This window comes from Paenibacillus sp. P5_B5, from assembly GCF_056400365.1.
Genome location: NZ_JBFULK010000006.1, coordinates 1 through 15,404 on the forward strand (window position 1 = coordinate 1; position 15,404 = coordinate 15,404).

12 protein-coding genes are annotated in these 15,404 nt (G+C 40.9%); 6 read left to right on the forward strand and 6 right to left on the reverse strand.

Annotation, left to right across the window (positions count from 1 at the left end):
• Window positions 1-306 precede the first annotated feature (306 nt).
• The 3 genes from AC1DOK_RS10000 (at window position 307) to AC1DOK_RS10010 (ending at window position 2,004) form a co-directional block, all read left to right on the forward strand.
• The gene (locus AC1DOK_RS10000; protein ID WP_477554129.1) at window positions 307-663 is read left to right on the forward strand and encodes a histidine kinase; all 357 of its coding nucleotides are present in this window, start codon (window positions 307-309) and stop codon (window positions 661-663) included.
• A 152-nt stretch (window positions 664-815) separates the two neighbouring features.
• Window positions 816-1,463 carry a DUF2625 family protein gene (locus AC1DOK_RS10005; protein WP_477554130.1) on the forward strand — a complete coding sequence of 216 codons (648 nt, stop codon included), beginning with the start codon at window positions 816-818 and terminating at the stop codon, window positions 1,461-1,463.
• 187 nt (window positions 1,464-1,650) lie between these two features.
• The gene (locus AC1DOK_RS10010) at window positions 1,651-2,004 is read left to right on the forward strand and encodes a hypothetical protein (RefSeq protein WP_477554131.1); all 354 of its coding nucleotides are present in this window, start codon (window positions 1,651-1,653) and stop codon (window positions 2,002-2,004) included.
• Window positions 2,005-2,269: 265 nt separating this feature from the next.
• On the opposite strand, the gene AC1DOK_RS10015 is transcribed toward AC1DOK_RS10010, so the two are convergent.
• From AC1DOK_RS10015 to AC1DOK_RS10025, 3 genes are all read right to left on the reverse strand, one after another.
• Window positions 2,270-2,659: a hypothetical protein gene (locus AC1DOK_RS10015; protein WP_477554132.1), complete on the reverse strand. Its 390-nt coding sequence runs from the start codon at window positions 2,657-2,659 to the stop codon at window positions 2,270-2,272.
• 213 nt (window positions 2,660-2,872) lie between these two features.
• Complete coding sequence (locus AC1DOK_RS10020) at window positions 2,873-5,197, reverse strand: ABC transporter permease (protein ID WP_477554133.1); 2,325 nt, start codon at window positions 5,195-5,197, stop codon at window positions 2,873-2,875.
• A 2-nt stretch (window positions 5,198-5,199) separates the two neighbouring features.
• The gene (locus AC1DOK_RS10025) at window positions 5,200-5,904 is read right to left on the reverse strand and encodes an ABC transporter ATP-binding protein (protein WP_477554134.1); all 705 of its coding nucleotides are present in this window, start codon (window positions 5,902-5,904) and stop codon (window positions 5,200-5,202) included.
• Between the two features lie 301 nt (window positions 5,905-6,205).
• On the opposite strand from AC1DOK_RS10025, the gene AC1DOK_RS10030 reads away from it, so the two are divergent.
• A complete protein-coding gene (locus tag AC1DOK_RS10030) occupies window positions 6,206-6,469 on the forward strand; it encodes an S-layer homology domain-containing protein (protein WP_477554135.1) in 264 nt (87 codons plus the stop codon).
• 66 nt (window positions 6,470-6,535) lie between these two features.
• Here the strand turns inward: AC1DOK_RS10030 and AC1DOK_RS10035 are convergent, their stop codons facing one another.
• The 3 genes from AC1DOK_RS10035 to AC1DOK_RS10045 are packed head-to-tail and all read right to left on the reverse strand — an operon-like array spanning window position 6,536 to window position 10,826.
• Window positions 6,536-8,140 carry a xylulokinase gene (locus tag AC1DOK_RS10035; protein WP_477554136.1) on the reverse strand — a complete coding sequence of 535 codons (1,605 nt, stop codon included), beginning with the start codon at window positions 8,138-8,140 and terminating at the stop codon, window positions 6,536-6,538.
• A 3-nt stretch (window positions 8,141-8,143) separates the two neighbouring features.
• Window positions 8,144-9,337 (reverse strand): class II aldolase/adducin family protein, encoded by a 1,194-nt coding sequence (locus AC1DOK_RS10040; protein ID WP_477554137.1) that lies wholly within the window; start codon window positions 9,335-9,337, stop codon window positions 8,144-8,146.
• A gap of 10 nt (window positions 9,338-9,347) precedes the next feature.
• Entirely contained in the window at window positions 9,348-10,826 is a 1,479-nt protein-coding gene (locus AC1DOK_RS10045) for an aspartate aminotransferase family protein (protein ID WP_477554138.1), read from the reverse strand.
• 148 nt (window positions 10,827-10,974) lie between these two features.
• Here AC1DOK_RS10045 and AC1DOK_RS10050 point away from each other — a divergent pair, with 148 nt between their 5' ends.
• Window positions 10,975-11,628 (forward strand): TetR/AcrR family transcriptional regulator, encoded by a 654-nt coding sequence (locus AC1DOK_RS10050; RefSeq protein WP_477554139.1) that lies wholly within the window; start codon window positions 10,975-10,977, stop codon window positions 11,626-11,628.
• Between the two features lie 519 nt (window positions 11,629-12,147).
• Window positions 12,148-15,240, forward strand: a complete 3,093-nt coding sequence (locus AC1DOK_RS10055; protein ID WP_477554140.1) for an S-layer homology domain-containing protein — start codon at window positions 12,148-12,150, stop codon at window positions 15,238-15,240.
• Window positions 15,241-15,404 lie beyond the last annotated feature (164 nt).

Below are 15,404 nucleotides of genomic sequence, written 5' to 3' on the forward strand. Positions count from 1 at the left end.
TGACTGCCAATGGGAATTGTATTTAGTTAATTCATTCACTTTGGAGCAACTTCAGGTACTTGATAAAGCAAAGATTAATTTACCCGAAAATTGGTTCACAGATTGGTTATCAAAGATTGTTGAAGATAAAAATCAATTGAACTAACGGGAAACGATAGCTAAATAAACAACAGGAAAAGGCAGCCAGACTATCGGCTGCCTTTTCTCAACTAACGGGCAGGTTAACGCGGTGCCAATGTAGAAGATTATGCAAATACAATCGATGATTAATTTTATGAAAAAGAAGAACATCGGGAGGCAATAAAATTGGGAAAGCATAATGAATTATTTCAAGATCTAAAACAAATAAGGGATAGTTGGGCAGAAGTGGATTACCTCGGTCCAAATGCGGTTATTCCTGACTGGTCTGATTTAAAAGGAGAATATCAGATATTAAATAACCTACTTGGTACAGAAGAAGGAATTGAAGCATTTAAAAAAGTTTTACAAGATAGAATTGATGGAGTCTTACATTCGGTTTTAGTTATGATAGACGGTGGTACAGAACTAGCCGAGAAATTCACTATTGACCTTGTTGTTGAAGATACTAGGGAATCCCTAAAGGAAGGGATTGCTTTACATGAAGAGTTTACGGGATATTTGCTTGATGCTGAGGACCGTTAAATTACTACGCTAACGGTAAACGATAATTGAATGAAGCAGATTGCAGCGGCAGTCTGCTTTTTTCATTGAAGTAACGGGTAGACTAGTGCAGTAAGAGGTAATTAAAGTTATTATTAAATAAGTTGTTGAATTTATTTTAGAGGAGTTACCGCATGAAGCCGTTAAATGAGCTTGTATTTGAGGATGAATCAGCACTTTTCATGATAAAACAATGGATTGTTGAATCTAACAATTGTAATGGAGCAATTATCCTCCCCTCTTTCAAAGAACATGGCGAAAAAGAATTGTTTCGCCTTCAAGTAACAACAAAATCAACGCTTGGCGCTGTCGCATATTCAACAGGTGGTATTTTACTTCAAAATGGATGGCTTCGTGTTTTAGGTTCAGGTCATGATAATTTACCAAGAACAATTACATCATGGACTGAAAAATGCAAGTTGGACAATGCCTTATTGGTTGCTGATGATGTAGTTGGCGGTTTTTTTGCTTTAAATGGCGGGTTCTTTGATGAAGGTAAAGGAGAAATTTTTTATCTTGCTCCTGATACGTTAGCGTGGGAATGTTTAGAGATGGGGTATACTGATTTTCTGAATTGGTCCTGTACGGGGGATTTGTCGGGATTCTACGAACCATTTAGATGGAATAGATGGGAAACCATTGTTCCTACGCTGGATGGGAATCAGGGCATTTCTATTTACCCCTATCTTTGGTCTAATGAAGCAAAGGAAAGTGGAATTGAAAAATGTTCAAAAAAAGCAGTACCATTAGAAGAACTTTGGGGGGCTTACTTTACATTTTAGAGAGCAATTAGGCACAGAATAAATAACATTTTTTGTTAAATATTCATTACACTATGGAAGAACGTAATTTCTTCCATAATCTGTGGCGCTTGCGCTGCATGTATGGCTAACGGGCAGGTTAGTTGAAAGGATTTGATAACTGGTTCACGAATAAAGCTGTATAAACGGATTTAAGGGGTAGTGGCGGGTGGCATTAGACAAAGTTATCGGAGCCGTGCTGTATTCTGTGACATTTGTTCGTGATTATATTCAGTTTGGTTTTCATTGCGAAACCGTTGATGCATGTCTAACTGCTTATGCTTTACCATCGGTAACGTTGAACGGTGTGGAGTATAGTTATGAAGCTATAGGTTACCGAGATGCCCTGTGCGGCTTAATCGACCAAAACGTTCAAGAGGTTCACACGGGGAATGATGATTCAATAAAAATAATGTTTGAAGGAAATGATGAGCTATTTATTAGACCTAATGATAAAGAACGAGAAATACTTGTTGAATATGCGGTATTTCTATGTGGTGATGTTTTTCAAGTATGGAATTAGGTCTCATTTGTCATTGAACTAACGGGAGACGATAGTACAATTCAGTAATACTTTTTTACCAAGTCATAATGTATTGTAAATGAACAAAAAAATGGATAGAGATTCAGATGTATTCTGAAAACTCTATCCATTTTTATTTCACCAATAAAATGTCTAACATCACATTCAATTGCTTATCATTATTGACTATAGTGGACTTCCTATAACTTTTAATAAAACGTTTTACAGGCTTTATTATTTTGGTGAGATAAGGAAGGATTCCTTCTTAATCACTAGCAAATAACTTCTTATCAAAAAACAAGAGAAGTAAGAATAATCCAATCGCAATCAGCAGGATGGTTGCTGGAATGATGAAAGCGAGCAAGGTTGCGGTACTTTCCATCTTATTGTATAGAAGCATGCCCAAAGGCATAAGTCCTCCACCGATCATGCTCAAGGTAGCATGCCATTTGGCAACTCGGATTAAGCTGACTTGCTTATGTACTTTATAGAATATGCCGTATGCAAATAGCGTAAGCCAACCGACGACAAGAATATGACCATGGCCAGGTACGAGCGTATAGTCCTGTCTGCCGGCCAAATCTGCCCCTAGAAGCGCGCCAATTAGCGAATAGATAGCTGCAATCCGAAAAAGCCACTTACTGTAGTTGTTCATCATCATCTCTCCTTCATTTATAAATAATCCATATTGTAACGAAGGAATATGAACGCAATATGAACAAATTATTGATAATTTTAAAAATTTAGTTTTTTATTATGTCCAATAGTTGTGAAAATGTAATTGGAGTTACAGAATGAAAGCACACTTTTAACAGTTTTCTTGCGGTTCTTTCAAATTTACTCGCAACTGTTGTAACTGAAAAAAGTTTTACTCTATACTTTTCAACGATTCAATCATATTTATTTTGTTTACTTTTCTCCTAAGCAGTAAGTTAGATACAACGGTAAGCAAGTATGAAAGAATAATTGAAACCAACATGATCACAATATTTAATTTATTGGGGATTTGTTGATGTGAGCTGGACAATACCTTTACAATCATCGAAAACATATATCCGCTTAACGGTAAGGCTACAAGTACCGCAAATGTGGTTAGGATGATGTTTTCAAAAAAGATAAGTCTGTTTATTTTATTTTTTTGATATCCTAGTACCTTCAGTGTTGCCAGCTCGCGATTCCTTTCATAAATGTTTATGGAAGATATCGTATATATGGCGCCGAAGGAGAGTATGACGGCACAAACGATAAACATGATAAATACAAAACTATTTTGTTTCACGATATATTGAGCTTCTTTCCTTAGATCAGTCTTATCTGTAATTGCCTCCACATGCTGATCTTGTTCAAAGAAGCTGCGAATGCTTACCAGATCTGCTGAGCTGCCTGCTTCAACTAACAGCGAGGTTGGACTGTAGTCGATGTCAAAACTCTTTAAATACGCTGGCGTGATATAAAACGACGGATTCGAATACTGGGTAGATATTTTTGAAACCTTCATGTGTACAGCTTTATTGTTAAACTCAGGTGCCGTGAGCTTTAATTGGATGATATCCCCTTCTGAAATCTGATAAACGTCGGCGTAAGATTTGGGAACCAGCACCCCACCATTATCCAATTCTATCCTATTTTCATTTTCGTCAAAGAAATGAATAAGATTGTTTTCTTGTTCAGTAACAACTAAGGTTGCATTTTCTTTGTCATCTTCTTTTATGAATTCAACAGGCAAGGTGGATAAGTCATAACTATTTTTTATACCGGTGGGTAATTTTATCGAAGCAGAAGGCGTTCCCATCGTATAATCCACTCGTAAATCATAAGTAAAAACATCTTCAACTTGGCTAGCTACTTTTAGCAAGGATGATTGAGTACCCAAAGCGGTTATCAATAAACTCGCGCTTACAACAACACCAACTGAACTCGCTAAAGCTTTTAATTTATTTAAAAATATATTTCTCAAAATGAGTTTGTAACTATAGGAAATATGACTCCATAAACCCGGAATTTTTTCGATAAATAACTTTTTCATCGTCTTTGGCGGTTTAGGACGCATAGCCTGAGCTGCACGTTCTTTTAATATGTTTCTGCCGCTTAAGTAACATGACAGGACTCCAAAAGCGCTTGAGATAATGATGGGAGGAATGATCGACAATAAAGACAGTGAGTATGTAACATCTGGCAGAGAGAAGGATCTTGCACTCGACACTGTTACTAATGGAATAAATACGAAAGCAGCAATGACAGAACCTAGGATTGAGCCTATGATCCCTACCAGCACAGGGAATCCCATGTAATGAAGCATGATGCTTCTGTTCTTTACACCCAAAGCCTTCATAATCCCTACTTGATTTCTTTGCGAATCTATAATCATCGACATGGTAAGAAACAGGATGACAGCTGAAATCAAAAAGAGAACGAAAGGTATAACCTTACTCATCATGCCATTATTATGGATCGTTTGATTGATTTTGGAGTAACCGAAACTCCGTTCTTTACTTACTTGATCCAAATATGTAAGGTGCTTGGACCCGGCTTCAATGGATTTACCAAGTTGGTCAATATCGTAACCTTCTATGGCATCAATGATGATTTCATTATAGGAAAATCCGTCTGCGATCAGGGGTATTGCCTCTTCGGCAATATAAGCTACCCCGTAGGTTTTATGATCTTGTGTTTCGTTCTTTTTGACATGTTCAACATTTTCACCCAAGCCGATAATTGTAAACTCGAAATCTCTTCCATTCGTATTTATACTTATTTGATCAGCGACATGATAATCATGTTCTTTTGCATAATGGGAATCTAATAAGATCTCATTCTTTTGTGACGGGATATTACCCTCAATCATAGTAAGCGTATTAATCTCATTTTTGACAGGGATGGAATGAATTTTTAACGAAGCTTTATAGTCCTTAAAGAGCTGGATAGCATCAAAGGTATAACGTCCTTCTATTTTAGAGATACCTTCAATTTTGCTGAAGCCAGCCACGTCATCTTTGGAAATTTGACTGTAATATACATTCAAGTCGCTTAAATTATATTCATGAAAGTAATCCTTCGTAAAAGAACTAAGCTTCTCACTATAAGTTACAAGCCCCGCATAGAAAAATGCTCCTACTGCAACAACCAAAACTAAGGCTATAAATTGCCCGATCGATTTTTTAATGTCCCTCAGCAATTTCGAAAATAACTTCATTATCACCACTCAATCCCTTCAACACTTTGTTTTTCATCATTAATTGTAACGCTTTCGATCATTCCGCTTTTCACCTTGATAACTTTATCTGCCATAGGAGCAATAGCGGAGTTATGCGTGACTAGAACGACGCATTTCTTCGTGTCTCTGTTCAAATCCTGAAGAAGCTTTAAAACGGACTTACCTGTAACATAATCCAAAGCTCCGGTTGGTTCATCACAGAGTAAAAGCAAAGGGTTTTTGGCAACAGCTCTAGCGATAGCAACTCTTTGTTGTTCGCCTCCAGAGAGCTGGGAAGGGAAGTTTTTGATACGATTCGTTAACCCAACTTTATGTAAAATATCTTTCGCATCCAGATGGTTCTTACATACTTCAGTCGCAAATTCAACATTTTCTAGAGCGTTTAAATTCGGAATTAAGTTATAGAATTGAAATACAAAGCCAACCTTCTCACCGCGATATTCTGTTAATTTCTTTTCGGTGAGGCTTGTTATCTCTTGATCACCAACAAACACTTGACCTGAGGTAGCCGTATCCATACCGCCAAGTATATTCAAGATCGTACTTTTACCAGCACCACTTGCACCCAATATAACGACGAATTCTCCTTCTGATATGGAAAAGTTAACACCACCCAGGGCTTTGATTGGCACATCTCCTATTTTGTATTCTTTCGTTACTTTTTTGAATTCGATTAACTGTTTCACTTCTTACATCTCCTCGTATCGTATTTTTGAAAAATTCTGACTTATTTAATAGGAGTACAATCATGTCCGAATTTGTTACACTGCATCTCTGTTGTTTGTTTTATCCTCATGTTTTTATTGTAGGCGATTCAGATATTGACAAAATGGACCTGTGATGGGTTTTGCGACTGGACCTAGGTCGAGGAGGAGGTCGATCTGAGGGATGAGAAGTGTATCCTCGCCGTAGTATCAAAGCAAGCTTTTCGAGGCTTGCCATAGTGATTGATGGTGGTGGCTTTGGAAGGCTTTTTCACTTATTAAATTGAGTTTTTTAGCTGAACGACTATTCTCATTTTCCCAACTGAATAAAGATGTTTCCAAAGGTAATTTCACAGATCTATCCAGTGCAAGTTCTTATGCAGTGAATGCGATTCAGAATGCAGCACAGGCTGGAATCATTAACGGTAAGAGTGACGGCAACTTTGATCCACAAGGGAAAGCAACTCGTGCTGAGACCCTGACGATCTTACTTAATGTATTGAAGCTTCAGCCTGAAGTGAAGAAGCTACTGGAGAGCTTAATCTAATTTCTTATCCTAAAAAGACAGTATCCCATGTGGATGCTGTCTTTTCTCATTCATATTTCGCTTATATTATCTGTTCCCATCATTCAAAATTCCAAATGCCTTCTTATTATTCTTATACAACGATTTAAACACTTCAAAATAGGTATCATAGGTCGCTTTATTATCTAGATTAGGCGTATACCTTGCGCTGACATTAATCAAAGCTTTGGCGTCATCCACCTGCTTAATAATGCCTAGCCCTATAGCCGTAATTACGGCTGCACCAATGGCTCCGACATTTTGCGGATTATCAACCGTTTCGATTTCCCGTCCAAGTACATCCGCAAGGATCTGGCAGGTTAGAGGAGCTAAGGCTCCGCCACCAACTAGACGAATGGTTTGTGAAGTCTTTGTTCTGGACTCCTGTGCTTCGAGCTGCCACCGCAGATGATAGCAAACCCCTTCAAGAACGGCATGGATGAGCTCTGTTTTGCCAGTATCGAGACTGATGTTAAAAAACATGCCTCGTGCATTCGCATCTTCAAACGGACTTCGATTCCCATGGAGCCATGGTGTGAAGATCACGCCATTACTGCCAGCTGGTACATCCTTGATCGCATGCATCATGTAATCGTAGAGACTGAGATAGATTGTTTCTTGTGAATCCGAGATCTGTTTCTGATCTAAGTAGATACCGATTTCATCGAGTGCCAGATGATTCTTCACCCATTCCAGGCATTTACCTGCTGTCTCCAGTTCACTAAAATAGTTAAAGTAACTGGGGTTAGCGCCTACAATCGATGCTATCATATTCTTCGTATCGAGCTGCTGTTTCTTGACCACGGTTGATACCCAGCCAGATGTACCCAAATAAATGTGCGTATCCCCTTCGCCTACTGCACCTGCGCCTACCCCAATCAGAGAGGCGTCGCCACCGCCACCAAATACAGGTGTTCCTTCTTGAAGTGAGAGTTCAGCAGCTGCTTTACTTGTTAATCCACCAACCTGTTCAGTAGAAGCGATCACTCTTGGCAAATGCTCCATATTCACCCCAAACATTCGGCACATTTGCTTGCTGAAGGACTTGCGGCCTTGCCTAGTATCATAGAGGAGTGTCGCATAGGCACTATCTTCGGTCATGACGAATTCACCTGTACACTTATGAAGCAGGAATTCTTTCACATCCAGCCATTTATGAATTTTCTTGAAAATGCCCGGTTCATTCCTCTCGACCCACTTATATTTCCATACAGGGTCCTTGACGCTTGCTGGAACTGCCTTCGTAATACGTAGCGATTTCAATAGCTTAAAGACGTTAACTCCCGCAATTTGCAGCCCATGCATCAAGCCTTCTCGGTGTTCTTTCTTAGCCCGATTATCCATGAAGCTCATGGCTTTACGCAGAGGTTCACCATGCTCATCGACGAGTATCAGTCCCTGCATTTGTGCACAAAAGGAAATCCCTCCTATCATGTCAGCTGAAATCTGATGTTCGCTAAGCACCTTCTGTGTAGTCTTACACATCGCGTTCCACCAATCGTGGGGATCCTGCTCAGCGCCTCCATTATCGAGAATAGTTAGTTCATATCCTTCAATTGCACTAGCAATGAGTGTTATCGTTTCGCCGATTTCATAGACACAGGTTTTGACCCCCGAAGTTCCTATATCATAAGTGATGACATGTACACCCACAGATTACACCTGCTTCCTTACTTGCTTCGAATATTTCTTCAAATAAACGAATCGCATGAGCAGGCTTTCTATAGGATGGATCGTCTTTACTTGACCAAATAGAGAGGCTCCAATATGTGCTTTGCTATTCTTCTCTAGGACCATACCGACGGCAATGGCATCTTCCTCCGTACTACCGCAGCACAAGGCACCTTTATTATGGATAAAAACAACCGAAGCTCGTTTTAAGCCATGCGTTATGGCACGAGGCGTATTCTCTACATTCTTAGCAGAGGTTCCTACAATTTGGGCAAAATCATCTAGTAGTGGCTTGAGTGGGAGATTCGTGTGGGAAATGGCTTGAATTTCTGGGGTGACGTTCCATATGATGTGGTTGATCTTGCGATATTGATTATAAATCGTCTGATAAATCTGGGCTTCCTCTGGCAAGGAGGCATGAAGCTCATTGTTACGTATCTCGATTTCGGTGCTAGTGTTATATAGTACGAAGCCATTCTCCGTCCGCCTGCTATGATAAAAGGTTCTATCACTGAATCCCGTTGTCTTTTTGATATTAGCTCCACTTAATGCTAGTGCAAACTGGCTCATCCTATAGAGATCAGCATCCTTGGATCCACTAAGCTTGATATACTCGGCAGTTATATAGTTCTTACAAGCCTTCTCTAGTTCTAGCGCCACATGAAAAGCTTCCTCATCATCACTCCCAAAGCAGAGCGCGCCATGATGCTTCATAATCACGGCTTTCCCTGTGGAATGAGTAAGTGCTACGGCTACATGCTCACGAAGCTTCTTCGTACTAGGTAGCGCGTAGTCTGCGCAAATCACCTTATCAGCCAGACAAGGATCAGCATTCTCCAACTCAATCGCATGGAGTCCACAAGCGCTTATAACAGAAGCATATTCTTGATGGGTATGGATAACAAACTGCATATCAGGGAAGAGCTTATACACCTCTGCATGAACACCTTTTTCAGAGGAAGGCTTAATAGTTCCGCTGTAGTTACAATCTGCGATTTGAACGGTAACGATATCCTCAGGAGTAAGTGTTTGATAGTTCCTGCCACTCGGTGTGATGACGAACTGTTCTTCATTAATCCGGTGGCTCACATTCCCCCATGTGCGGGCAATTAATCCAGACTCGACAAGCCTTATTCCAGCTTGAATGACTTTTTTTTTGGCCTCATCAATAGTAACCATGCTCGTCACCTCATTCCTGCTTAATGGCAACATTCTTAAAAATCGTCTCGAATCGTCTAAGCACATCTTCAATCATCTCAGACGTATAGGCAGCGCTAGTGTAAAGTCTGCTTCCTGCTAATGTAACAATTCCTTCTGCCATGTAAGCTGCACCCATGTGCTCCATTTCTTTCTTGCGTTTGGAGGTTTCAGATAGAATTGAAGGGATTTGCCATGGTTTGGACCAATTGATTGCAAAATGCATCGTGCCAACCGTCTCCAGATGACAGATCGATCCTTGGTTGAAAGCAACGAACGGCAGCTTGTATTTCTCAATCAGAGCTTGCAAGCCCTCCGTTAATAGATCCGCCATTTGCCCGGCCTTCTGGACTGCACCTGTTCTTTCAATTTCACACAAGGTATAATAACCAGCCACACAGCTGAGTGGATTAGCCGCCATCGTTCCCCCAACAAGTGCCTTCTTATGCTTCTCTCCAGACCCTATTCCTGCTGATAAATATTTCATATATTCCTTCTTGCCACCAAGTCCACCTGCACCCGGATATCCGCCTGCAACAACCTTCCCGAACACAGTTAAATCTGGGGAAACACCATAATACCCCTGCGCACCAGACATCCCAATCCGAAATGCCGTAACTACCTCATCAAAAATCAGCAATGCCCCGTACTTTCTACATAACTGCTCCACACCTTTATTAAAATCACGATCAACTGGCCTTGTGCCACTTTCTGGACCTAGAGGTTCAATTAAGACAGCTGCTGTACCGCCACGGAATCGGTTTAACCGGAGCTTTCTCTCCAAATCATGAAGATCATTCGGGAAAAATTCCTGCGTATGCTTAAAAATGTAACGTGGAACGCCATGCGCTTGTGTCCATTTGGAACCAGGAATACGTATCCCGTATGCGAGCTGATCGCTCCAACCATGGTAGGCTCCGCCCATTTTGATGATGTTCTTCTTCTTGGTCACTAACCTTGCTACCCTTATCGCAGCCATGCAGGCTTCTGTTCCTGAACCTAACATTCTGAACATGTCGACAGACTCGATGCTGTCAGCAATTTTCTTACCTAACTTATACTCGTATTCATGAAACAGTCCCGTAGATGGCCCACAGTCGTTCAATAATGCGATGACCTTCTCACGCACTTCAATCGGATTGCTACCGAGTACCGTCGGGCCGCCAGCTTGCAGAAAATCATAATAACGATTCCCGTCGATATCATACAGGTAAGCGCCTTCGGCTTTGGTGAACACGAGAGGGAACGGATGGTTGAATGCGAGGTTATGCTGTACACCACCAGGAATAATTCCTTGCGCTTCTTCGATCATTTCTTTGGATTTGGCACACTTGTGCTCGAAAAAATCCTCTTCATAACGCTTCAGAATATCAGGTTTGATCGTATAAATCGGCATTTGAATTAATTGATCAAGTTTAAGTGTCACTTGCTTAACATCTGGATAATGGGTAATGGCAAATGGTTGCTCCATAGGTACCTCCATTGTTATAATAATAAAGTGAGTGAATATTCACTCATTATTACAATACCATTTTTACCTCAAAAGTAAATAAGTTAATTGAATATTGAGTTATTATATATATGACCCATTAAACCACAAGAATGAGGGATCTAAAGCGATGCAATCCGAATATTATCAAGAAGCATTCACGAAAATTGCCGAAGAAAAGCAAAAGAAAATCTTAGATGCAGCCATTACTGAATTTGCAGAGCATGGCTATGGTAGTGCCAATATTAATCTGATCGCGGACAACGCTGGAGTCAGTGTGGGGGCGATGTATAAATATTTTTTGAGTAAAGAGAAGCTCTACCTAGCGGTTGTGCAGTATGGTGTTCAGAATCTCAATGCCGTTCTGGAAGAGATCATGAGCAGTAAAGGAGATCTACTAGAAAGAATCGAGCGTATTATTCATGCCATACAATCCTATACAAGAGAACATATTTATTTGACGAAGCTATACAATCAGATGACGACGGAGCATCATTCAGACCTTGTGTGGCGAATCGTTTCGGATATGGAGGGCGTAACTGCTGGATTGTATGCCTCATTTATAGAGGAAGCGCAGAAGGAGGGTACGGTTAGGCCAGAGGTGAATGCCAAGCTGTTTGCCTTTTTCCTGGATAATCTATTCATGCTCTTACAGTTCTCCTATTCCTGTGAGTATTATAAGGAGCGGCTGAAAATGTTCGTTGGAGAGGATGTTTTTGAGCAAGATGAGCTAGTGGCAGACCAGCTTATAGCGTTTATTAAAGGAGCTTTTTTCTTAAAATAGATATCGAGATCGTGAATTGCGCTATAGAACGAACTGTCCACACTAAGTTGTCCTTAGTAGAACATGGGCTTGTGGATAGATTGGAACTATAATGTTGAATATTGTGATTTTGTTGATAACATAATGAATTCGTGCTCACTTGTCCAGTAGATTATCCACTGTATCAACAGAATGGAGTAGGTATAATAATTGTCGGCGGACTGCAACAATTTAATCGTATATGAAATGAGTATTATTTTCAGGCTTTTCGGAGGCTTGCCATTGTGATGATGATGGTGTTGGCTCGGAGAAGTCTTTTTTAGCGCAACGAATCGATTTTAATAGATAAAATGTTACAAAAATAGACTATATTTGGTATAATATTCTTAGGTTATATTTTCCAATAATGAATATGTTATTGCCAAAGCGATATAAGCATTGTATCCACACGAGTCTCCATAAATATATTGCTGACTTTGTTGTTGTTAACTAGTTTCATAACTTATGAAAGGACTGATTTTTATTATTAGTTTGATAAGATTGACCAAGAAGATTATGTTGGTACTGCTTTGTATGCTTATTCTATCTAACGGATTCACTCAGCTTCGATTAATAGGGGCTGCATCCGCATCTGCTCCGACGACCGTGACATTTAGCTCGACCGAAGACAGTTCATGGGATGATGGGATTGCTGAGGATAACGAAGGCGATTCGGATGATGTTCCCGGTATCACTATGCAATTCTATAATATTAGCAACTCGAGTGGTACCTTAATTAACAAGCCTTTAGTTCATGGAGATTCTAATAGTAACGATGGCTTCAATGCATTAACAAGTTACGAAATAGATATGAGTAATAACGGTTGGACAGGTATGGGGATAAAATCAGCGATTGGTGAGGAGTTTCAGCTCAATGGCTTCTTTTATTCAAACTATGGTGAAATTTCACCCATTCAGATTACAGTAGATGGCTATCGAGACGGTACTAAAGTTGCAACGACTTTATTTCAAGCAGATAAAGAAATGGATTTTTACATGTCTAAATATGTAACGCTAAATGACGATTTTGATAATGTTGATACTGTGCTTCTTCATTCAAGCGAACCAAGCTGGCATGGGATTAACAATATAGAAATTGATAGCGCAATAGTGCCAATCATCGATTTTGCAACCACGGCGAACACGAGTACAACAGCAGCATTCAGCTGGACAGCTGCAATTGGAGCGACAGGGGTTATCATCCAGCAGTCGCCAGCAGGACAGAACAGCTGGACAACCGCGAGCACAGGAGCAATCGATACGAATGCAATCTCAGCTACAGTGACGGGACTTAGCGCACTAACGGACTATAAATTCCGACTTGTAGTTACAGGAGGAGCGAATGCGGGTCTTTCGAATACGGCAAATGTTACGACAGATGCTACACCAACCTATTTAATTAAACTGATTCTTGATCAAATAGCGACAGCACTGAATCAAGGCTACGCATCAGGTACACAAGAAACCAAAACCATTGATGTAACGAATGTCGGGACTGGTAACTTGTTGAACCTGTCTGCAACACTCAGTGGAATAAATGCAAGTGATTTTGTAATCTCACAGCTAGCTCCTTCATTAAACAGTGGTGCGCCAGCTGCGTCATTTACAGTCAAAGCGAAGGACGGATTGGTGGCTGGGACGTATACAACAACCGTGACGGTATCCGCAACCAACATGACGGACATGACATTCACGGTTACGCAAGTTGTTAATATGCCGAATGCTCCTGCCAATCCGCAGAATCTTAGTGCGGTTAGAGGAGATCGTCAAGTTAGTTTGAACTGGAATACGGTCACGGAAGCAACTTACTATAACGTTTATATGGCAACCGTAACCGATCAATTTGGCAGTACACCTATTGCAACGGTGACGGATGCTAATTACAACGTACAGAACCTGTTAAACGGGACAAGCTATTACTTTGTAGTGAAAGCTGGCAATCTAGGAGGCTTGAGCGCAGAATCGAATCAAGTGAGCGCAACGCCGGCAACTGTTCCAGCAGCTCCAATGAATGTGATAGCAGTCGCTGGTAGCGAACAAGCAACAATTACCTTCACTGCTCCGACAGATAATGGTGGTAGTGCCATTACGGGATATGAGGTAACAGCTTCACCAAGCAATATCATAGTGACTGGAACATCAAGTTCAATTACGATGATAGGATTGACTAATGGAGAGAGTTATACATTTACTGTGAAGGCAATCAATAGTGTGGGTAGCAGTGTCCCTTCTAACAATACTAATGCGGTCATGCCGAGGTCACATTCCAGCGAAGGTGGGAACAGTACAACTGCTCCTACACCACCAAGTACACCAAATACTCCAACTACACCAGGGCCCCCAAAAACAAGCGTAGATGTGATAGTTAATGGCAAGGGTGAGAATGTCGGAACGGCAACGGAAACCAAGATGGATGATCAGACGGTTACTACAATTACAATTGATCCGAAGAAGCTCGAAGACAAGCTTGCAACAGTAGAACAGAATGTGGTCATCACGATTCCGGTTAATACGAATTCCGATGTTGTGATCGGGCAATTGAATGGTGAAATGATCAAGAGCTTGGAGCAGAAGCAGGCGACCATCGAAATCAAAACCGGGAGCTCGTCTTATACCATTCCAGCACAACAAATCAACATGAATGCGATTTCGGAACGGTTCGATAAATCTGTGGAACTTAAGGACATTCAGATTCAGATCGAAATCGCCATACCACAGGCAGACACAGTGAAAATCGTAGAGAATTCAGCAGTTAAAGGCGGATTTACGATAGTTGTCCCACCACTTAACTTCACCGTAAGAGCGACTTCAGGAAATACTACGATTGAAGTGTCTAAGTTCAATGCTTATGTAGAACGAATTATCGCCATTCCTGACGGCATAGATCCTAGTCAAATTACGACAGGAATTGTTGTAGATCCGGATGGTACCGTTCGTCATGTTCCTACGAAAATCATTGTTATCGATGGTAAGTATTATGCGAAGGTGAGTAGCCTGACCAATAGTACATACTCCATCGTCTGGCATCCTATTACGTTTAAGGATGTCACACAGCACTGGTCGAAGGATGCCGTCAACGACATGGGCTCGCGGATGATCATAAGTGGCGTCGGTAATGATTTCTTTGATCCTGATCAAGATATTACCCGTGCTGAGTTCGCAGCTATTATAGTTCGTGGATTGGGATTGAAGCTGGAGAGCGGTGCAGCGCCATTCTCGGATGTAAATACTTCGGATTGGTATAACAGCGCCATTCAGACAGCTTACTCCTACAATCTAATCAGCGGATATAGCGACGGCACCTTCCGTCCTATGGATAAGATAACGCGCGAGCAGGCGATGACTATCATTGCGAAAGCGATGAAGATTACCGGACTAAAAGCAAAGCTTCCAACCGTTGAAGAGAACCTACTAAACCCATTCGCCGATGCGAATCAAGTGTCCGAATGGACGAAGACTTATATTGCTGACAGCCTACAGGCAGCAATCGTGTCGGGAAGAAGCAACTCTCAGCTTGCCCCGACAGCTCACATTACAAGAGCAGAGGTAGCTGTTATTGTTCATAGATTGCTGCAGAAGTCTGATTTGATTTAATCCTCATACGTGTAGAAATAAGGGTTATCCTAGAGCGGATGTATAGTCTGCTCTAGGATAGCCCTGTTTTACGTTATTCTACCTATACGCAATTTCAAATTAACAAGCTTCTTCTTATTGCTGGTTGGGATTGACGTTAGATAACGCTCATCTACGCACTAAAT